Genomic DNA, 18405 nt, shown 5'->3' on the forward strand with positions numbered 1-18405 from the left:
AAGCGCGCGAAGGCTGCAAGGCCTTCGCGCAAGTTTCAAGACGAAGAGATGCGATCCGCCTGGCTTTAGGACGGACCGCATCGACAACAGGTGGGAGGTGGCCTTGCTGCGCTACGTGCTAACCCGGTTTGCCATCTGGATTCCGTCCGTTCTGGTGGTGATGCTGGCCGTTTACGCGATGGCTTTCTACGGCGCCGGCGATCCGATCAAGCTCATCTTCCTGCGCGCGCCGGGCGACGTCGCCTATAATCCGCAGCGCATCGAGGCCATCCGCGAAAGTGCGGGGCTCAACAGGCCCTTCATCGAACAGTTCGGCCTTTACATCTGGAACCTGCTGCACGGCCAGTTCGGCAATTCGCTGACATCGGGCCGCGCCGTCTGGGCGATGGTCTCGGCTGCCGCCCCGGTCTCGTTCCAGCTTGCCCTCTGCGCCATCATCCTGACGGCTGTCGTCGCGATCCCGCTCGGCATGATCGCCGCGCTGAACCAGAATTCGCGCCTCGACTATGCCATTCTGGGCTCGGCGCTCTTCCTCTGGGCGATCCCCGCCTATGTCGCCGGTCCGCTGCTGATGGTCGGCCTCATCGTGCTTTTGCCGGGCACGAGCGTGCCTTATGGCTGGGGCGGCGTCTTCGATGTCCGCATCCTGCTGCCGCTGCTCGTGCTGTCCTTCCAGCCGATCGCTTTGATCGTGCGTCAGACTCGGGCCGCCGTCATCGAGGTGTTGTCGGAGGATTTCGTCCGCACTGCCCGCGCCAAGGGCGTGCCGGAGATCATCGTGGCGCTACGCCATATCCTGCGGCCGGTGCTGACACCTGTCGTCACGCAACTTGGCCTGATCATGATCACCATCGTCAACGGCGCGATCTTCGTCGAACTGGTCTTCGGTCTGCCGGGGCTCGGACGCCTGACGGTGCAGGCGCTGATCAATTCTGATTATCCCGTCATTCTTGCCATCACGCTGATCGGATCGTTCCTGGTGATGGTGTCGAACCTGCTGGTTGACGTGCTCTATCCGCTGCTCGACCCCCGCGCCAATGATTCAAGAAGGAGCCGCTGACCATGTCCGCAATCCCTCTTTCCACCACCCAGACCATCGAGGAGCCGCCGGTCAGCCTGTGGCGCGACGCCTGGCACCGGCTGAAACGCAACAAGCTCGCCGTCTTCGGCCTCATCGTCGTCCTGATCCTCGCCTTCACGGCGATCTTCGGGCCTTACCTCACGCCCTATGATTATCTCAGCCAGGATCTCAACGCCCGCAACGCACTGCCGTCGATGAGCCACCTCTTCGGAACCGACGACCTCGGCCGCGACGTCTTCAGCCGCGTCGTCTTCGGCACGCGGACCGCTTTCCTCGTTGCCGTCATCGTCACCTTCTTTGCGGTGCTGATCGGCCTCACCCTCGGTGCCGTCGCCGGGTTCTTCGGCAATCCCTTCGACCGCGCCATCATGTGGCTGACCGACGTGACCATGTCGGTTCCCAACCTGCTGCTCGTCGTTGTCATCAACGCTTCGCTGAAATCGCCGATCACCCGCTGGATGGAAGCGCGCTACCTAGAGACCCTCAATCCCTTTTATCGCCAGACGATATGGGTCGATTTCATCCTCGTCTTCGGCTCGATGGCGCTGATCTCCTGGCCGCCCTATGCGCGCCTCGTGCGCGCCCAGGTGCTATCGATCCGCAGCCGGCCCTACATCACCGCCGCCCAGGCGCTCGGCCTGTCGAACTGGGTCATCATCAAGCGTTATGTCGTGCCGAATGCACTCGGGCCGCTGATCGTCTCGGTCAGCGCCGGTCTCGGCACCGCGATGGTGCTGGAAAGCGCCTTCAGCTTCCTCGGCGTCGGGGTCAATCCGCCAACGCCGAGCTGGGGCAACATGATCTCGGACGGCCTTCGCGTCTGGCAGCATTATCCGCATCTTCTCGCCGCTCCGGCGGCCGTGCTCGGCCTTGCCTCAGTTGCCTTCAGCTTCCTCGGCGACGGCCTCAACGACGCGCTCAATCCGCGGGGCAGCAAATGATGGACACGCAAAACAGAGAACGCCTGCTCGATGTCAGGGGGCTTACCGTCGAGATCGATGGCCGCAATGGTCCGGCCGTCGTCGTCGACGGCATCGACCTCCATGTCGACAAGGGCGAGACGCTGGGCGTCGTCGGCGAATCCGGCTGCGGCAAGAGCCTCACCATGCTGAGCCTGATGCGGCTCCTGCCGAACAAGATCAAGGTCACCAAGGGAACGGCCACCTTCGCCGGGCGCGATCTGCAGACGATGTCGAATCGCGAGCTGCGCAAGGTGCGCGGAGGCGATATCGGCTTCGTCTTTCAGGACCCGATGACCTCGCTCAACCCGGTCATGCGCGTCGGCGATCAGATCTGCGAGCCGCTAATCTATCACCGCGGTATGAAGAAGGCGCAAGCCCGCGCCCGGTCCGTCGAACTGCTGCGCCTCGTCGGCATTCCCGGCCCCGAAGAGCGGCTGCAGGCCTTTCCGCACGAACTATCAGGCGGCATGCGCCAGCGCGTGATGATCGCGATCGGCCTTGCCTGCAATCCGAAGCTTCTGATCGCCGATGAGCCGACGACGGCGCTCGACGTCACCATCCAGGCCCAGATCGTCGATCTGGTGAAGGATCTGCGCGCTAAGCTCGGCATGTCCGTCGTCTGGATCACCCACGATCTGGCATTGATCGCCGGCCTCGTCGATCGCGTCGCCGTGCTTTACGCCGGCACGGTCGTCGAGGACGCCCCGGTCGACGAGCTCTATGCCCGCCCGAGCCATCCCTATACGCGCGGCTTGCTCTCCTCGATCCCGAAACTGTCAGATCCGCCGGCAAGCCGGCTGAGCTCGATCGGCGGCACGCCGCCGGAGCCCGGTCGTCGGCCGAAGGGATGCCCCTTTGCGCCGCGCTGTCCGCTCGTCGAGGCGATCTGTCATGAGCAGGTGCCGCGACTCCAACCCTTGAGCGGCAGCAGCAATCATCGCGCCGCCTGTTTCGTCGTCCAGAGAATGCAGGAGGCCGCGTGATGGCTGCGCAACCGCTGCTCAAAGTCGAAAATCTGGTCAAGCATTTCCACGTCAAGCTCGGCGCCTTCGGCGAACGCACGGCAACCGTCTATGCGCTCGACAATGTCGATCTCGACATCATGGAAGGCGAAACGCTGAGCCTCGTCGGCGAATCCGGCTGCGGCAAATCGACGACCGGCTTCACCATCCTCAACCTCTACAAGGCGACCAGCGGCAAGGTGGTCTACAAGGGCCAGGACCTCGCCAAGCTTGATGAAAAGCAGATGCGGCCGTTCCGTCGCGACCTGCAGATCGTCTTCCAGGATCCCTATTCGACGCTCAACCCGCGCATGACGGTGGGCGAGGCGATCGGCGAGCCGATCCTCTTTCACAAGCTGTGCACCAAGGCCGAGCTCAAGGAGAGGGTGGCGACGCTGCTCACCGATGTCGGCCTGCCGACACGTTTTGCCCAGCGCTACCCGCATGAGCTTTCCGGCGGCCAGCGCCAGCGCGTAGTCATTGCCCGGGCGCTCGCCTGCCAGCCGAAATTCATCGTCTGTGACGAGGCGATCTCGGCGCTCGACGTGTCCATCCAGGCGCAGATCATCAACCTGCTGCTCGATCTGCAGGAGAAATACGGGCTGACCTACCTCTTCATCGCCCATGACCTTGCGGTGGTGCGCCATATCAGCACCCGCGTCGGCGTCATGTATCTCGGTCGGCTTGCCGAACTTGCCACCCGCGAGGAACTCTTCGACAACCCGCTGCATCCCTATACGAAGGCGCTGTTGTCGGCCGTTCCGGAGACCGATCCGGAGCATGAGCGCACGCGTCAACGCCAGATCCTGCAGGGAGACGTGCCGAGCCCGCTGAACCCGCCGTCCGCCTGCCGTTTCCACACCCGCTGCCCGATCGCCATGGATGTCTGCAGCAAGGTCATTCCTGTCTGGAAGGAAGCCAAGCCCGGCCATCTCGTCGCCTGCCACGCCGTCAATACGGGTGAGATCGCATGACGCTGAAGGCCGCGATCATCGCCGACGATCTGACGGGGGCGCTCGATACCGGCACCCCCTTCGTTGCGGCCGGCCTCTCGGTCGCGGTCGCCGTCGATGTCGAAGCGGCGCAGGATGCTATTGTCACCGGCTGCGATGTCGTCGTCGTCAATACTGCCTCGCGCGCGCTGAGCGGGCATGAAGCCGCCGAAAGGGTGCGGTGGGCGGCCGGGATGTTTCGCGACGTGAAGCCCGGCGTCGTCATGAAGAAGATCGACTCCAGGCTGAAGGGCAATGTCGCGGCCGAAAGCCTGGCGCTTGCGGATGCGCTCGGCCTGGAGAATATCCTCGTGGCGCCCGCCATTCCCGATCAGGAGCGCCTGACCTACCGGGGCTGCGTCGTCGGCCGCGGCGTCAACAAGCCGCTGCCGATCTCTGATCTGTTCGAGAGCCGCGTGAACAGTATCATCGTTGCCGATGCCGCGGACGATGCCGATCTCGATCAGATCGTCGCGGGTCATGTCTGGCTGACGACGCTCGCCGTCGGTGCGCGGGGCCTCGGTGCGGCCTTCGCCCGCCGGCTGGGCGAGAGCGAGCGGCGGCCGGTGAGCGAATTTGTGACAACCCCACGCACGCTGTTTGCCTTCGGTTCGCGCGATCCGATAACTGGCGCCCAGATGAACCGGCTCGAAGCCTCCGGCGCCTTGCGGATGGTGGTGGACGCGCCGATGGGGCAGATTGAATGCGGGGAGGGCTTGGCGCTGCCGGTGCTGCTGCGCTGCACCGGCGATATGACGGCCGATGCGGCCCACGTCGCCCATGACTTTGCCGCAGGTGTCAAAAGGGTGATCGGCGATACCAGGCCCGATATGCTGATGGTCGGCGGCGGCGATACGGCGCTGGCAATCCTCCGTGCGCTTGACGTGAAGGTGCTCACACCGAAGGGCGAAATCGAGGCCGGTATTCCGTGGTTCGATGTCGCGGCAGCCGACGGCCGGCCTTTCCGGTGCGCCGTCAAATCGGGGGGCTTCGGCAAGCCTGATAGTTTGCTAAGACTGGTACTTCGGAATCAGGCGGCATAGTAAGATACCGTCGGGGAGAATGACGTGACTGAAGCGAATGGCGAATCTTTGAACGCGGAAGCCGGCCCGCCGGGCAAGCCCGAACGTGGCAAGGCCGTCAAGCTGGTCGATCGCGTCTTCGACCAGCTGCTCGAGCGGATCCGCGGCGGAAACTATCCGCCGGATTCACGCCTTCCCGGCGAACACGAACTTGCCTCGATGCTCGGTGTTTCACGGCCGATCGTCCGGGATGCGCTGGCGCGTCTGCGCGACCAGGGCATGGTCTATGCCCGCCAAGGCGCCGGCACCTTCGTCAGCGCCCATGGTTCGCCGACGACACAGCTTGCCTATTCGCCGGTCAAGACCATTGCCGATATTCAGCGCTGCTACGAGTTCCGCCTGACCATCGAGCCGGCCGCCGCCTATTTCGCCGCCAAGCGCCGCAATGAGCAGGCGATCCAGAAGATCGCCAGCGCTCTTGCGGACCTGCGCGAAGCGACCAGCCACCAGCTTCACCGCACCGATGCCGATTTCATCTTCCATCGCGCAGTGACCGAAGCTGCCAACAATCATTATTACACAGCCTCGATCGATGCGCTCAAAGCCCATATCGCCGTCGGCATGCATCTGCACGGCCTTTCCCTGCTCGGCCCGCGTCAGGGGCTGGAGCAGGTCTATGAAGAGCATAACGCCATCTACAAGGCGATTGCCGATGGCCGCGCGGATGATGCGCAAAGGCTGATGAAGGCGCATCTCGAAGGATCCCGAGACCGTCTGTTCGAGGGCAGGGCGCTCGATTTGTCCTTCTGAGACCGTGAGACGTCGGCTCGCGAATGGTCGAGGCCTATCGCCGCGACAAGATTCCGGCAAAGAGCTGGCGGAAGGTGCCGGCGATCACGCCGGCTTCATGTGAATCTCCGGTCATCAGGGCTGAGGTGATGTTCCGCATCTGCTCGAAGGTGATATGCGGCGGCAGCGGCGGCACTTCGGGATCGGTCTTCACTTCGAGAATGACGGGGCAGTCGGCGGCCAGGGCTTCTTCCCAGGCGGCGCCGAGTTGATTTGGCCGGTCGACGAAGATGCCGCGGAGCCCGATAAGCTCGGCGAATTTGTGATAGCGCAGATCCGGAATGGATTGTGACGCATCGAATTTCGGATCGCCTTCCATCACCCGCTGTTCCCAGGTTACCTGGTTCAGATCCTGATTGTTGAAGACGCAAACGACGAAGGTCGGAATGGTCCATGTCTTCCAGTATTTGGCAACAGTGATCATCTCTGCGAGGTTGTTCATCTGCATAGCGCCGTCGCCCACCAGACCAACAACGGGTCGCTCGGAATGGGCGAATTTCGCGGCGATCGCATAGGGGACGGCAGCGCCCATCGAGGCCAGTCCGCCGGACAAAGACCCTTTCATTCCGCGGCGCATCTTTAGGTCGCGCGCGTACCAGTTCGCGCAGGAGCCGGAGTCGCTGGTGACGACCACGTTATCCGGCAACCGCAGCGAGAGCTCGCTGACGACGCGTTGCGGATTGACCGGATTTGCCTCGACATGCGCACGCTCGTCCAGGGTCTTCCACCAGGCGGTGACGTCCTTCTCGACGGTTTCCCGCCAGCTGCGATCGGGATTTCGCGCAGCAGAGGCAAGAGCGCCCGTAGCGTTTCGGCTGCATCGCCCGTCAGACCGAGCTCCATGGGATAACGCAGCGACAGCATGTCGGGATTGATGTCGATCTGCACGCCGCGCGCCTGACCGTCCTCCGGCAGGAATTCGGAATAGGGAAAGCCGGAGCCGATCATCAGCAGGGTGTCGCAATTCCGCATGAGGTTCCATGAGGGTTCTGTCCCGAGAAGTCCGATCGAACCGGTTACCCAAGGGAGCTCGTCCGGCAGTGCCGCCTTGCCGAGCAGGGCTTTGGCAGCGCCAGCCTGGAGGCGATCCGCTACGGCGATGACCTCGTCCGCGGCATTGAGCGCACCCGCGCCGACAAGGATCGCCACCTTCTTTCCGGCGTTGAGGATATCGGCCGCAGCCTGAAGATCGTCTCTATGCGGAAAGACCCTCGGCGGCCGGTAACCTGGGGCCGAATGCACGGTGCCGTGCTTTCGCGCGGGCTCCTCATAAGGCATTTCCTGCAGATCGTTCGGCAGGATGATCGCTGTTACCGTCCTGTTGGCGAGTGCGATGCGGGCGGCTCGATCGATCAGATGACGCACTTGGGCGGGGGCTGCGGCCTGCTGCACGAAATCGCTGGCGACATCCTTGAAGAGGGCGGCGAGATCGAGCTCCTGCTGATAATGCCCACCGAGCGCACGGCGCGCCTGCTGGCCAACGATGGCCAGAACCGGCTGATGGTCCATGCGGGCGTCGTAGAGACCTGTGATCAGATGGGTTGCGCCCGGTCCCGAGGTGGCGATGCAGACACCGATTTCGCCTGAGAATTTCGCATAGGCGGCGGCCATAAACGCCGCCATTTCTTCGTGTCGTGCCTGAATGAATTCCATCTTGTCAGACGCGCGGTGGAGCGCTCCGAAGACGCCGTTGATGCCGTCGCCGGGATAGCCGAACATACGCCGCACGCCCCATTCGCCAAGCCGTGCCACAATGAAATCGCCGACCGTTTTCGCCATGGAAGATATCCTCATTGCGGAATAGTCATCGCGCTAGCAGCTCCGACTAGGGCACTGCGAGATCAGATCACCGGCTAACGATGGCTCCGCCTGTCGGTTCTCCTAGTGCCTGAGGCGCCCCCAGGACGGATCCCACGCAACGTCTTCGACAAGATCGACGAAGATGGGAGCATTGCCACGATGGGTTTCCGCAAGCTTGAGCGCTGCCTCAGTTCCATTTCCTCGCGGGAAAGAGCGTATCGTCCTGGTAAATATCCGCGACCTTGCGGACATAGCCTCTGATCTTGTTCCCCGATCGATAGAGTTTGACGACCAGGGAGCCGGCCGGAACGGCGCCTGCGGGATAGCTGACATATTCGTGCATATCTTCCGTCTCTCTGTGCCCCGGCCGACTTGTGTTGCCCTGAACCCTTCGGTCTGTGGCTATTTGTTGAGTTTTTTGGCCATCTGGAGGTGGTGTTCCAGAGCAGGCCGCGTGCTTGCCGCCCATGCCTTGAGTTCCGGATTATCGCCTTCGTCGCCGTAGCGCTTGAAGAGATCGACCGCGTCTTCGTGGGCGGATTCCTGATCCGAGTGATATTGCTTGTTGAAATCGTCGCCCTTAAGGCCGTTCAGCTTGTCGAGCATGCTTTTCTGATCCGAGGTCATTGCGTTAGGAAGGGTCGCTTTGACCTTGCCGCCCGATACCAGCGCCTTGAGTTCCTCGCTGGTTTTCTGGTGGTCGGTCAGCATCTGCTGCGCAAAGGCTTTCGTCGCATCGTCGCCGCGCTCGACCGCGAGCTTGCTGGAGGCGATTTCGAACATGTCGCTTGCGGCAGCCTCCTTCACGAAATCCTCCGTTTTTGGCGGCACGCCCATCAGGGAATTGACGCCGGTTTTTTCAGCCGCCGACTGCGCGAAAACGGGAACGGCAAGCGAAAGGGCGAGCGATGCGACAACAAAGCGTTTCATATGGATCTCCTGGGTTGGTCATCCGCTAAACTTACGGATGCGCCGAGAGTTCCCACTTATCGCGCACGACAGCGGTCTCGCGCGCTTCGGTAGAGGTGCCGGGCTACAAACCGAACGGGAAGGTTTCCTGGTCGCCCCTACCGGACTGTGCAGCGACAAGCGGTGATAGCGCGTGCGTTTCATCGAACCAGATGAAAGCGTCGTATTGTCGCGACAGTGATGTCGACATGTAGTGGCTCAGCCGTTCGGAATCCGGCCTGTAGATCACCCCCACGAAGCGCTGAAGCCGCTGTTCGACCAAGCTTGCGTGCAGTTCCTCATCGGCCTTGAGGTCGAGGAGAAATTGCGGTTTCGCGGCGTCATGACATAAGCGCTCGTAACTCTGCGGAAGCGACGGGTTGAGTTGCTTCCTCTCCACCGGCCCATCCCAATCGTCGGCAGCGAGCACTTCGCCGCAATGCGTTCCCAGTCCGACGAGGCTTGTCGTCTCTGCGAAGCGCTGCCGGCACAGCTGACCGAGGCTGAGTTCGTCGCGGGCCGCTGCCATGTCTGTGTAGCGGGCATCGCCGATGTGTGAGTTGTGAGCCCAGATGATGATCTTTGCCGCTGCTCCATGAAAGTCGAGAAGATGCTCGACCGTGTCGGCCATATAAGTGTCGCGCAGGTTCCAGGCTTCGGCACCGCCGTAATACATGACGCGATAATAGCGTTCGGCGGCGGCGAGCAATCTTGCAGACTGGACGGCGTTCAGGAAATCATCGTTCTCTGAGGCCGCATCATTTAGCGATCGGGCCAGAAGTTCAGTGCATTGCTTTAGCACCGCATCCTCGCATGATCTGTAGGCTTCGGTCAGCACGGCCCGGCCATAGGTGGCGGGATCGCTCTGCCAAGGGCTGAGGCAGCCGTAGCGCTCTCTGGCAGTCTTGGCGGTTTCCGGACTGACATTTTCGAGATAGTCAAGGACGGAGCGGATCGATCCCGACATGTTGTAGAGATCGAGGCCATAGAACCGCACCGGATCCCCGTGTAATGCCTTGCGCCGTTCGTTTTCTTCCTTAATCCAGCGGATGAACCGCGAAAACTCCAGGTTCCGCCACATCCACCTGGGAAAACGGCTGAATGGCTGGCCATCTTTCAGCCTCTGGCCATTGATCCAGCGGTCAATAGCGGCTGCGTCCGGCCAATCCGCTTCGACGGCAATCAGATTAAATCCGTGATGTGCTATCAGATGTCGGCTGATGGCAGCCCGCGTCTCATAAAATTCGGCTGTGCCGTGGCTGGATTCCCCAAGCAGAACAATGCGGCTGTCAGCAAATCGATCGACGAGGGTGGCAAAGCTCTTGTCCTCGATCGATGAAAACTCTTCCGCCGCTGCCGAGATCATCTTGCAGGGGATCTCTTCCTTGGGCCATGAGCGAGCTGTCGCTGTGTACATCGGATGTGCCGCGGTCCAGGCATCCTCGCCAATCAGCGGGACGAAGAGCACGCCGCCCAAATCTTCCTCCTCGAAGCTGGCCGCCCCCGTGCGCGTGATGCGCTTCAGGCGCTGTTCGTCGCTGCGGCCGACCGGGATGACGAGCCGCCCACCGAGATCCAGCTGCTCCTTCAGAGCAGCCGGCACCTCTGGTGCACCAGCGGAAACGATAATTGCGTCGAAAGGAGCGGCTTTGGCCCAGCCCTTGCTGCCGTCGCCCACCCTGACGTCGATGTTGCGGTACCCCAGCTTTTCAAACCTCTCTCTGGCCTGAAGCGCCAGCCTTTCATGGCGTTCGATGGAATAGACGTGTCGCGCAATCCGGCTGATGAGCGCAGAGGCGTATCCGGAACCGGTTCCGACCTCGAGAACCCGGTCTTCTGTATCCAGAGCGGCCTTTTCGATCATCAGCGCGACGATGAAAGGCTGTGAGATCGTCTGACCCTCGCCGATCGACAAAGGCGCATCCTCATAGGCGAACTCCTCGAAGCTCGGATCGACGAATTTTTCCCGGGGCACCATGCGCATCGCCCTGGTGACGCTTCGATCGTGGATGCCGCGGCGAATGACATGATGTTCCACCATGTGGTCTCGTTTGCGGGTCATATCCATCGGATCACCTCCACTCTCGAAGAAAACAGCGGAAAGCAGGTGGTTGTTCCGAAGCAGTCGGCCGGTGGGCTGGCTGGCTATGGCTTGGGCTCGTTTGTCGCCATGGTCTCCGCGGGCAGCCGGATCGCCGCGCCCGCCAGCCCGCACGGCACTGATTTGCGCGCTGCGGAGGATCGGCGACAGGGCCTCTGGTTTCCATCGCTTTGCCTCGGGAACCGGGGCGGTCTCCGGTTGTTGGTTATCGCCCAGCCTGAATAAGGAATGGAAATTGAACCTCAGCACCCTCGTATTCGGTCGGCGTCTTGCCAATCGCGAGTACGAAGACAAGAAGATCGGTTGGATCGAAGCCGTGCCGGCGATGGGACTGGATGGCCTGGGATCGTCCTCCTACGGCCCGGAAGCAACGCTCACCGTTCTCATTCCACTTGGCGCGTTCGGCCTGGTCTATATCGGCCCGGTAATCGGTTGCATCGTCGCTCTGCTGGCAATCCTCTATTTCTCCTACAGGCAGACTCTCGCGGCCTATCCGACGAATGGCGGCGCCTATGTGGTGGCGAAAGAAAATCTCGGAGAATATCCGAGCTTGCTTGCCGCCGCAGCGTTGATGATCGATTACGTGCTGAATGTTGCGGTTGGCGATTCGGCAGGGGTAGGGGCGCTCGTCTCGGCGATACCGAGTTTTCACCCTATATCCTGCCGCTCTGCCTCGTGATCGTCTTCGTCGTCATGCTGGCCAACTTACGCGGAACGGGGGAGGCCGGCTGGCTGTTCGCGCTGCCGGCGTATCTCTTCATCATCTGCTTTCTGGGCGCTATCGCTTATGGGCTGGTCGGACTCGGCCTGGGGGACAAGCCAGCACCCGCCATCGCGCCGCCGCCGCTTCACCCGGCGGCACAAGGCGCAACTCTATGGCTCCTTATGCATGCATTTGCCAGCGGCTGCACGGCCATGACCGGCGTTGAGGCTGTTTCCAACGGAATGGGCTCGTTCAGGCAGCCGATCATGCGCAACGCCTATCTCACTCTTACGATTATTGTCGTCGTTCTCGGCTTGCTGCTCGGCGGTGTGGCGACCATCGCCAGCGCCTATGAGATCGGTGCAATGGATCAGACGAAGGAAGGCTACCAGAGCGTGCTATCGCAGCTGCTTGCCGTCATCGCCGGTCATGGCGCCTTCTATTATATCGCCATGGCAAGCCTTCTGAGCGTTCTTTGCCTTTCGGCCAATACCAGTTTTGTCGGTTTTCCCAGGCTCTGCCAGATGGTCGCCGCCGATGGTTATCTCCCAAAGGCCTTTGCTCAGCCGGGGCGCCGGCTGGTGTTTACCGTCGGCATCCTCTTTCTCTCCGGCTCCGCCGCGCTGCTTCTCATCACCTTCGGGGGGATTACCGACAATTTGATACCCCTCTTCGCGATCGGGGCCTTTTTGACGTTCACGATTTCTCAGGCCGGGATGACCCAGCATTGGCGCCGCCGGTCCAGGCGCTTTGGGGCAAAGCTCACGATGAACGCGGTTGGCGCGGCTTCGACGGGGGCAGCGCTTGTCATCATTCTGATCGCGAAATTTGCTGAGGGTGCATGGATCACTTTGGTTGCTGTTCCCGTAGCCATAGCCGTTTTGAAGATGATCAAGAGCTACTATATTTCGCTTCAACGCGAACTGCGCAAGCCCGGCCCGATCACCCTCGAAGATATCGAGCCGCCGACGGTTCTCGTCATAACCGAAGCATGGAACAGACTGAGCGAACGCGCCATCAAATTTGCCCTGACCATCTCGCCCGATGTCGTAGCGGTTCACTTCATTCGTCTTGGCGGACCTGATCGGGAGGAGGGCGAAAAGGCGCTCCGCGAGGAATGGCGTGTCGAGGTCGAAGAGCCGATCGCCGCATTGGGATTGAGGCCGCCGCGGCTCATGCTCATCCCTGCTCCTTATCGGCAATTGCACGAACCGCTGCTGCGGCTGATCGAAAAGCTGGATGCGGACAGTCCGGAGAAGCGTGTCGCGGTTCTCATTCCCGAAACCGTCAAAGACAGATGGTGGCAGAAGCTTCTGCACATGAACAGGGCAGGGCGGCTGCGGACAAAGCTCGTCAAGCTCGGAGGTCCGCGGCTAACGGTGGCCACGGTTCCCTGGCGGCTCTATCGGGAGGAGCAGCCGGCGGGATAACACCTTTCGTTCATGCTCTCTGCGGAACTTAGTGTGGAGAGCGAAGTTGGACAGGCATCAGCAAGAGGCGCCAATGTCCACCAATCCCTTATTGAGCGAACCGGTCGAAGATCTCGCCAACCGCCTGGAAGCAATGACGGACGACGAGCTGTTCGAAAGCATGAATGAGCTGGAAAAAGCGAGCGACAGAGCCGAGCACGACGCGGCGGCGGAGGTCCTGTCCCGCATCGCTTGACAGAAAGCGAAATTGAGCGTCGTTATCCTGGCCGACTGCTCGCGCCATATCGCGACTGGAAGCAAAGGCAGCCGCTGCTGTGACTGTTTGCGCAATGCAAAGAATAGACGGAGGTAGAGATGAGCAGCTCTGAAACGACGACGGACCACAAGAAGATCCGCAAATGGGCAGAAGACAGGAAAGGCAGGCCGGCGGCGATCCGCACCCGCGGCAAAGGCGGCGTCCTGCGCATCGATTTTGGAGAGAAGGAAGAAGAATTCGACGAAATCGACTGGGACGAGTTCTTCAAGATCTTCGACGAAAACAAGCTTGCCTTTCTCTACCAGGACAAGACCAAGGACGGGAAGACAAGCCGCTTCAATAAATTCGTCGAGCGTAACTGAATGCCTCACGCGGCGATCCCCATCGCCGCGTTCGTGCTGAGGGCCGGTGTCATTTACGGCCAGAGCCCGGGTCCACCATCTTCGAATGCTGGTGCGCGAGCACACTTGCGGCGGTGACGTTGGCAACGGCGGCCTGGAGCTTGTTCTTCCAGCCGCTGACGACATCACCTTCGCCATCCATCATCGCGTCACAGCCGATGCGCGCGACTTCGCCCGCAACATCCTTTTTTGACTGGCCGGTCGCAGTATCTAGCTTGCGATCGTCGACGGCGCTCCAACCTCAGCTTCTGCGAAATGTTCCCGTTGTTCGGAGCTTCCGATCGGAGCGCCGCGGTGCGGGAGGCTCGCCGTACGAGTTCGCCCTGAGGGCGCCAGCAACGGCAAATCTGCCGTGGCGCTTCGCTGAACCGCAAACATTGGCGTCGGCGGAACGTCAAAGCTCGAGCAACGCGTAGGGCTTGCCGGTCGGCTTTTCGACATGGGCCGCGACATTATAAACTGGGGCGCCGCCCGGTGTGCGGCCCTCATAGGATCCGCGATGGGCATGGCCGTGGACGACGGCGTTGACCCGAAACCGGTCGATGGTTTCCGCAAGCCGCGAGGAGCCGAGGAACGGATAGATTTCCAACGGCTCGCCTGCCACGGTCTCGGCGATCGGGGCGTAGTGCAATACGACGAGGGAGCGATTGGACCGCACCTGCCGCATAGCGTTTTCGAGGCGCATCGATTCCTTGACGCTTTCGGCGACCATCGCCTTGATGGCGGCTTCGCCGAACGAACCCAGCATATGGCGCCCGAAGCCGCCGGCAAAACCCTTGACACCAACGAAACCGACACCGGAGATCTCGGCTGCATGGCCGTTCAGCAATTTGACGCCGGCGTCAGTCAGAATTTTGCAGACGTCATCGACCTGGCCGCTTTCGTGATCATGATTGCCGAGCACGGCGACGGTCGGGATGGTGCAATGGCGCAGATCACTAGCGAGCAATTCGGCCTCCTTAGGCTTGCCGAGATCGGTCAGATCACCGGCAATGACCAGGACATCGGCGACCGAGGAAATCTCGGCAAACAGTTCCTTATAGGATTTTGCCCCATCCTCCGTCACATGGAGGTCGGCCACCGCCGCAACCGTCACGCTCTTTGGCTTATCATCCATGGCGTTTCTCCTAATCGCGTCGCAGTTCGCCTTCGCCGCCGACGTCGGCAAAGCCCCATTCCTTGACGTCGATCTCGAAATCGATGCGGGAATACATCCGGCCTCGGCATATTTTCATTTGCGGAAGGGGCAGTTCCTGCTGCGCCTTGAGGCGGTCCAAAAGCTCCTCCAGCAGCCACCGGGGAATCTTGTCCCGCTCGGTCGGGTAAATCCACCTGAAGTTGAGGACATGGATGAGAAGCACCTCCCAATGCACTTCGAGATAAGCGAGCAGTTTGCGCCAGTCGATGGCATCATGGGCCTTCAAGATGACATGCGCGACATCGGCGCCATCATAGCGGTGTCTCAGCTGGACGAAACATTTCGACCAGACGAGTTCCGTAGGGCCGACGATTCTGACCGTGTGACCGCACATTTCAACCCTGCGTGCATCGTCGAACCAGTCGTCGCCGACCGGCATGGTTCCGTTCGAGGAAGCAAAGATCACATCAAAGAAGTGATTACCCTTCAGCACTTTTCCAAGCCAGCGCTCGTCCTCGACTTCGACCGTGTAACCCTTCGATTTGAAGTGACCGAGGATGCGAGCATAGTCGCCGGCCTTGCAGAATATGTCGAAATCCTTCGTCTGGCGCGAGATGCCGGTATAGGCGCAGACGGCATAGGTACCGGCGACGAGGAAAGGGATGCGGGATTTGACGAGCTCCCGAATGACTTCGGTAACGAACGGCTCGGCGGCCGGATCGATGAGTTGCGGAACTGCCTTCGCTTTGATCAGCACATCATTGTGTCTGCCTTGTCCGGCTGTTCGCGCGGTCATCGTCGATTCCTGCGTTGCTACGCAAAGCAACACATGGAGTCGTTCAATGTTCCAAATGGTCGCTGAAGGCGGTGGCCCCGAGGTGGGAGCTGTTCGGCGCGCGGACCGGATCTGTCAGGAACTTCACCATCTCCGCGTTGTTTGACCCTTGGACGCATGTCGCGTCTGCGGAAACGCCCCAGGTGCTGATTGGAGGATGTCATGGACAGACGAGCGAAGATATCGACGGGCGCGAACGACAGGCCGAGAAACGAAACCGTCTCCGGAAGCGGCCCGGGTATTCCCGACGACAGCGGCCGCATGGTCGAGCTGACGGATGAGGACATCAAACGCACGAACGCTTCGCTGCTGCGCGATCGGCTCGACGATCTCAAGGACGAGCTCGATGAGCAGATCGATCTTCCACAAAGGGGCGCGCCTTGACCGAGGTGAGAAAAGTCGGCCCTTCCCCCTCGGGCCCGGGCTACGATGATGCAAAGCCGTCATGGCGAATGATGATATTCGTCATCAGCATTTTTCTTGTCGCTTGTCTGGCCGCTCTGGCTTTCACGCTGACGACACATACGGGCGAACCCAATGGGAAATCACCCGTGCCGGCGACGGAGCAGGCACGATGAGCGAGAGGGATAAAGATCCTGTTCAGCGACCATCATCCTCTTCGGCGGGCAAACGCACCAGGCTCAATGCTGGCAGAATTGCCCTCATCCTGGTCGGCGCGGTCGGCGTCGTGGCATTCATCCTCTATGCCACGATTGTCTTCTACGGCCTCTTCAAGGGGTCCTGAGATCGCAACCGCCCGCTTGGTAGATGCGATCGATCACCGAAGCAACCGCGACGAACTCTTCAGCGGCAGGGTCGTAGCGCTGTCCTCGAGCAAGTCTGCTCGTCCAATCCACGGCGGCTCGTCCGCCCCATTCCTCCGGCGGTTCCGCCAGGATTTCGCGCGACGTGCCTGATAGCCTTGCGGCGGTGAAGCCATAGAACGATCCGTCGACATTCCTGAATGAGGCGCCTCCTTCGGTTCCGAAGAAATCGGCGCCGATCACGGCGTCGCAGCCGGCCTGAAGCCGCCAGGACGAAGTCAGACGCACCACTCGATCGTCGGAGAGCGTGAGCGTCGCCGCGGTAAAGTCCTCGACGGAGCCGCTTTCCTCAAGCCTTTTTCCGCCGGCTCGCAACTCGCTCGTAACCGTGGCGACGGATGGGAAATCGAGGCACCATAAGGCGAGGTCGATGAGATGAACCCCTAGATCGATAAGGCAGCCGCCGCCGGACAGTGTCTTGTCGTAGAACCAAGCTTTGTCGGGGCCATAGGCGTTATGGAAAGTCAGGTCCGCCGCGAATACCTTTCCAAGAGCACCGGAGCGGATGAGTTCACGGATCTGCCGCATGCCCTCCGTATGGCGGTAGGAAAGGTCGACCCCAAGCAATCTGTTCGCTGTCTTGGAGGCATCCACGACGGCTTTCACTTCCGACGCCGTTCGGCCGAGCGGCTTCTGGCAAAAGACGGCAATACCGGCCTCGAGCGCGCGGATGGCCTGCTCGGTATGACTGGCGCTCGGCGTCGCAATTACGACGCCGTCGAGCTGCTGATCGAGCAGTTCCTCCAGATCGGTCGCAATCATCGCATCGGGAGCGAGTGTCCTGGCCTGCCGCAACATGTCCGTCGACGGGTCGGCGATGGCGACGGCCTCGGCGAAGCCGCTGTCGAGCATCGCTTTCATCCGGTGTCGGCCGATCCATCCGACGCCGAGAAAGCCGAGCTTCACCTGTTTGAGGGCGGTCGCCGTCTGCGCCGAAACCAGCTCATTCATCAATATTGCACCAGGGCTTTCAGGAAACCGTCGGGGCGATCGCGCGTGGTGTTCAGCGCTTCGTCCAGCCGTTCCAGGGGATAAATGTGCGTATAGAGCGGCTGGGGGTCGATCCGGCCCTCGCGCACCGCTTCTATCGCCTCGCGAATGCCCTTCATATAGATGGCGGGATCACGCTCATGAGCATTGATGACATCCAACCCGCGCCAGTTCCAGAGCTGCATGTTCACCTGACGAGGTCCATCTTGGTGATAGCCGGCGATCACAAGCCGCCCCCGCTCCTTGGCAAGCTCGCCCGCCAGGTCGAGCGGCCATTGTTTGCCTACGGCTTCGATGACGCAGTCGCACAAATTTCCGTCCGTCAACGTCCTGACGTCCTCGATGATGCGCCAGTGATCCTCCATGGGGATGACCTCGGCAGCGCCCATTCTCCTTGCGACCTCGAGCGAATAGGACCGCCGAGAGATGGCGATCACCTTTGCTCCCGCTGCCGCGGCGAGCCGGGTCAGGAGGGCGCCAATAAAACCAATGCCGATGATGGCGACGGTCTTGCCGCTTTCGATACCGCTGCGACCGAGGATGTTCATGGCGCATCCAAGCGGCTCGCCTGGAAACGGCTGACCATCCAATTCTCTTGGCAGCACGGCAACCATGGCGGCATCCGCGAGGTCGTGTGTGGCGTAGGCGTGGTAGGACAGAGCCGCGACCCGGTCGCCCTTTTGAAGGGCTGTGACGCCGCTACCGACGTCATCAATGACGCCCCAGCCCTCATGGCCCAATCCGCCGGCCTCGGTCGGAAAAGTCATCCATTCCGGTCCCGCCCAGGGCGTGAGGTTCGAAGCGCAGACGCCGCAGCCTTCCAGTCTTACTCTGACCTGGCCCGGACCGGGTTCCGGTAAGGGGCGGGTCTCCAGTGAGATCTGTCCGGGGCCGGTGACGATCGCAGCCCGCATGAGTTCGGCCTTTCGGCTCGCCGCAGTGTCCATGGAATATCCTCCAGGTAAGGCATCCCTAGAACCGTGGGTCCTGTGAAGAGTTCCCGCTAGATGTCAAAGAAGTCATAGATGATGAAGTCAATAAAGATGTCATTGAAGAAGGAACTTTTCCACCT

18 protein-coding genes and 4 pseudogenes are annotated in these 18405 nt (G+C 61.1%); 13 read left to right on the plus strand and 9 right to left on the minus strand.

What is annotated here, in order from left to right; all coding sequences use genetic code 11:
* Positions 1-103 precede the first annotated feature (103 nt).
* Genes PYR71_RS08015 through PYR71_RS08040 form a run of 6 tightly spaced genes read left to right on the plus strand, consistent with a single transcriptional unit; the run spans position 104 to position 5868 of the window.
* Positions 104-1060: an ABC transporter permease gene (locus tag PYR71_RS08015; protein ID WP_275618913.1), complete on the plus strand. Its 957-nt coding sequence runs from the start codon at positions 104-106 to the stop codon at positions 1058-1060.
* A gap of 2 nt (positions 1061-1062) precedes the next feature.
* Positions 1063-2022 carry an ABC transporter permease gene (locus PYR71_RS08020; protein ID WP_275618914.1) on the plus strand — a complete coding sequence of 320 codons (960 nt, stop codon included), beginning with the start codon at positions 1063-1065 and terminating at the stop codon, positions 2020-2022.
* On the plus strand, positions 2019-3026 hold the full coding sequence (locus PYR71_RS08025; RefSeq protein ID WP_275618915.1) for an ABC transporter ATP-binding protein: 1008 nt from the start codon (positions 2019-2021) through the stop codon (positions 3024-3026). Before PYR71_RS08020 ends, PYR71_RS08025 begins: the two co-directional genes overlap by 4 nt.
* Positions 3026-4018: an ABC transporter ATP-binding protein gene (locus PYR71_RS08030; RefSeq protein WP_275618916.1), complete on the plus strand. Its 993-nt coding sequence runs from the start codon at positions 3026-3028 to the stop codon at positions 4016-4018. The genes PYR71_RS08025 and PYR71_RS08030 overlap by 1 nt, the downstream gene beginning before the upstream one ends.
* Positions 4015-5079: a four-carbon acid sugar kinase family protein gene (locus PYR71_RS08035; RefSeq protein WP_275618917.1), complete on the plus strand. Its 1065-nt coding sequence runs from the start codon at positions 4015-4017 to the stop codon at positions 5077-5079. Before PYR71_RS08030 ends, PYR71_RS08035 begins: the two co-directional genes overlap by 4 nt.
* 24 nt (positions 5080-5103) lie before the next feature.
* On the plus strand, positions 5104-5868 hold the full coding sequence (locus tag PYR71_RS08040) for a FadR/GntR family transcriptional regulator (protein ID WP_183916921.1): 765 nt from the start codon (positions 5104-5106) through the stop codon (positions 5866-5868).
* A 34-nt stretch (positions 5869-5902) separates the two neighbouring features.
* Here the strand turns inward: PYR71_RS08040 and PYR71_RS08045 are convergent.
* From PYR71_RS08045 to PYR71_RS08060, 4 genes and pseudogenes are all read right to left on the minus strand, one after another.
* Positions 5903-7686 (minus strand): annotated as a pseudogene (locus PYR71_RS08045) (thiamine pyrophosphate-requiring protein).
* A 102-nt stretch (positions 7687-7788) separates the two neighbouring features.
* Positions 7789-8050: pseudogene (locus tag PYR71_RS08050) on the minus strand (hypothetical protein).
* Positions 8051-8109: 59 nt separating this feature from the next.
* Positions 8110-8637 (minus strand): DUF4142 domain-containing protein, encoded by a 528-nt coding sequence (locus PYR71_RS08055; RefSeq protein ID WP_275618918.1) that lies wholly within the window; start codon positions 8635-8637, stop codon positions 8110-8112.
* Between the two features lie 103 nt (positions 8638-8740).
* The gene (locus PYR71_RS08060) at positions 8741-10696 is read right to left on the minus strand and encodes a protein-L-isoaspartate(D-aspartate) O-methyltransferase (protein ID WP_275618919.1); all 1956 of its coding nucleotides are present in this window, start codon (positions 10694-10696) and stop codon (positions 8741-8743) included.
* On the opposite strand from PYR71_RS08060, the gene PYR71_RS08065 reads away from it, so the two are divergent.
* The 5 genes and pseudogenes from PYR71_RS08065 (at position 10682) to PYR71_RS08085 (ending at position 13507) form a co-directional block, all read left to right on the plus strand.
* The gene (locus PYR71_RS08065; protein ID WP_275618920.1) at positions 10682-10981 is read left to right on the plus strand and encodes a hypothetical protein; all 300 of its coding nucleotides are present in this window, start codon (positions 10682-10684) and stop codon (positions 10979-10981) included. The genes PYR71_RS08060 and PYR71_RS08065 overlap by 15 nt on opposite strands.
* A 10-nt stretch (positions 10982-10991) precedes the next feature.
* Complete coding sequence (locus tag PYR71_RS08070; RefSeq protein ID WP_275618921.1) at positions 10992-11435, plus strand: amino acid permease; 444 nt, start codon at positions 10992-10994, stop codon at positions 11433-11435.
* Positions 11432-12889, plus strand: a complete 1458-nt coding sequence (locus PYR71_RS08075; RefSeq protein WP_275618922.1) for an APC family permease — start codon at positions 11432-11434, stop codon at positions 12887-12889. The genes PYR71_RS08070 and PYR71_RS08075 overlap by 4 nt, the downstream gene beginning before the upstream one ends.
* Positions 12890-12962: 73 nt before the next feature.
* Positions 12963-13207, plus strand: a pseudogene (locus PYR71_RS08080) (hypothetical protein).
* A 36-nt stretch (positions 13208-13243) separates the two neighbouring features.
* A complete protein-coding gene (locus PYR71_RS08085; RefSeq protein ID WP_183916907.1) occupies positions 13244-13507 on the plus strand; it encodes a hypothetical protein in 264 nt (87 codons plus the stop codon).
* 49 nt (positions 13508-13556) lie between these two features.
* Here PYR71_RS08085 and PYR71_RS08090 read toward each other — a convergent pair.
* From PYR71_RS08090 to PYR71_RS08100, 3 genes and pseudogenes are all read right to left on the minus strand, one after another.
* Positions 13557-13760: pseudogene (locus tag PYR71_RS08090) on the minus strand (SDR family NAD(P)-dependent oxidoreductase); the annotation flags it as partial.
* A gap of 180 nt (positions 13761-13940) precedes the next feature.
* On the minus strand, positions 13941-14663 hold the full coding sequence (locus PYR71_RS08095) for a metallophosphoesterase family protein (RefSeq protein WP_275618923.1): 723 nt from the start codon (positions 14661-14663) through the stop codon (positions 13941-13943).
* Positions 14664-14673: 10 nt separating this feature from the next.
* Positions 14674-15480 (minus strand): nucleotidyltransferase family protein, encoded by an 807-nt coding sequence (locus tag PYR71_RS08100; protein WP_275618924.1) that lies wholly within the window; start codon positions 15478-15480, stop codon positions 14674-14676.
* Positions 15481-15681: 201 nt separating this feature from the next.
* On the opposite strand from PYR71_RS08100, the gene PYR71_RS08105 reads away from it, so the two are divergent.
* Positions 15682-15903, plus strand: a complete 222-nt coding sequence (locus PYR71_RS08105; RefSeq protein ID WP_275618925.1) for a hypothetical protein — start codon at positions 15682-15684, stop codon at positions 15901-15903.
* A 61-nt stretch (positions 15904-15964) separates the two neighbouring features.
* Positions 15965-16264, plus strand: a complete 300-nt coding sequence (locus tag PYR71_RS08110; RefSeq protein WP_275618926.1) for a hypothetical protein — start codon at positions 15965-15967, stop codon at positions 16262-16264.
* On the opposite strand, the gene PYR71_RS08115 is transcribed toward PYR71_RS08110, so the two are convergent.
* Positions 16251-17294 carry a Gfo/Idh/MocA family protein gene (locus tag PYR71_RS08115; protein WP_275618927.1) on the minus strand — a complete coding sequence of 348 codons (1044 nt, stop codon included), beginning with the start codon at positions 17292-17294 and terminating at the stop codon, positions 16251-16253. The two genes, PYR71_RS08110 and PYR71_RS08115, sit on opposite strands and share 14 nt — an antisense overlap.
* Positions 17294-18280: an MDR/zinc-dependent alcohol dehydrogenase-like family protein gene (locus tag PYR71_RS08120; protein WP_275618928.1), complete on the minus strand. Its 987-nt coding sequence runs from the start codon at positions 18278-18280 to the stop codon at positions 17294-17296. The genes PYR71_RS08115 and PYR71_RS08120 overlap by 1 nt, the downstream gene beginning before the upstream one ends.
* Positions 18281-18405 lie beyond the last annotated feature (125 nt).

It is taken from the genome of Rhizobium mulingense, from assembly GCF_029194105.1.
Classification (GTDB): domain Bacteria; phylum Pseudomonadota; class Alphaproteobacteria; order Rhizobiales; family Rhizobiaceae; genus Rhizobium; species Rhizobium mulingense.

Bases quoted from the DNA above. Each gene is read 5' to 3' on its own strand.
- PYR71_RS08020 (WP_275618914.1), top strand. From the start codon at position 1,063: ATGTCCGCAATCCCTCTTTCCACCACCCAGACCATCGAGGAGCCGCCG.
- PYR71_RS08025 (WP_275618915.1), top strand. From the start codon at position 2,019: ATGATGGACACGCAAAACAGAGAACGCCTGCTCGATGTCAGGGGGCTT.
- PYR71_RS08030 (WP_275618916.1), top strand. From the start codon at position 3,026: ATGGCTGCGCAACCGCTGCTCAAAGTCGAAAATCTGGTCAAGCATTTC.
- PYR71_RS08035 (WP_275618917.1), top strand. From the start codon at position 4,015: ATGACGCTGAAGGCCGCGATCATCGCCGACGATCTGACGGGGGCGCTC.
- PYR71_RS08055 (WP_275618918.1), bottom strand. From the start codon at position 8,637: ATGAAACGCTTTGTTGTCGCATCGCTCGCCCTTTCGCTTGCCGTTCCC.
- PYR71_RS08065 (WP_275618920.1), top strand. From the start codon at position 10,682: ATGATGTTCCACCATGTGGTCTCGTTTGCGGGTCATATCCATCGGATC.
- PYR71_RS08060 (WP_275618919.1), bottom strand. From the start codon at position 10,696: ATGGTGGAACATCATGTCATTCGCCGCGGCATCCACGATCGAAGCGTC.
- PYR71_RS08085 (WP_183916907.1), top strand. From the start codon at position 13,244: ATGAGCAGCTCTGAAACGACGACGGACCACAAGAAGATCCGCAAATGG.
- PYR71_RS08095 (WP_275618923.1), bottom strand. From the start codon at position 14,663: ATGGATGATAAGCCAAAGAGCGTGACGGTTGCGGCGGTGGCCGACCTC.
- PYR71_RS08100 (WP_275618924.1), bottom strand. From the start codon at position 15,480: ATGACCGCGCGAACAGCCGGACAAGGCAGACACAATGATGTGCTGATC.
- PYR71_RS08105 (WP_275618925.1), top strand. From the start codon at position 15,682: ATGGACAGACGAGCGAAGATATCGACGGGCGCGAACGACAGGCCGAGA.
- PYR71_RS08110 (WP_275618926.1), top strand. From the start codon at position 15,965: ATGGCGAATGATGATATTCGTCATCAGCATTTTTCTTGTCGCTTGTCT.
- PYR71_RS08115 (WP_275618927.1), bottom strand. From the start codon at position 17,294: ATGAATGAGCTGGTTTCGGCGCAGACGGCGACCGCCCTCAAACAGGTG.
- PYR71_RS08120 (WP_275618928.1), bottom strand. From the start codon at position 18,280: ATGGACACTGCGGCGAGCCGAAAGGCCGAACTCATGCGGGCTGCGATC.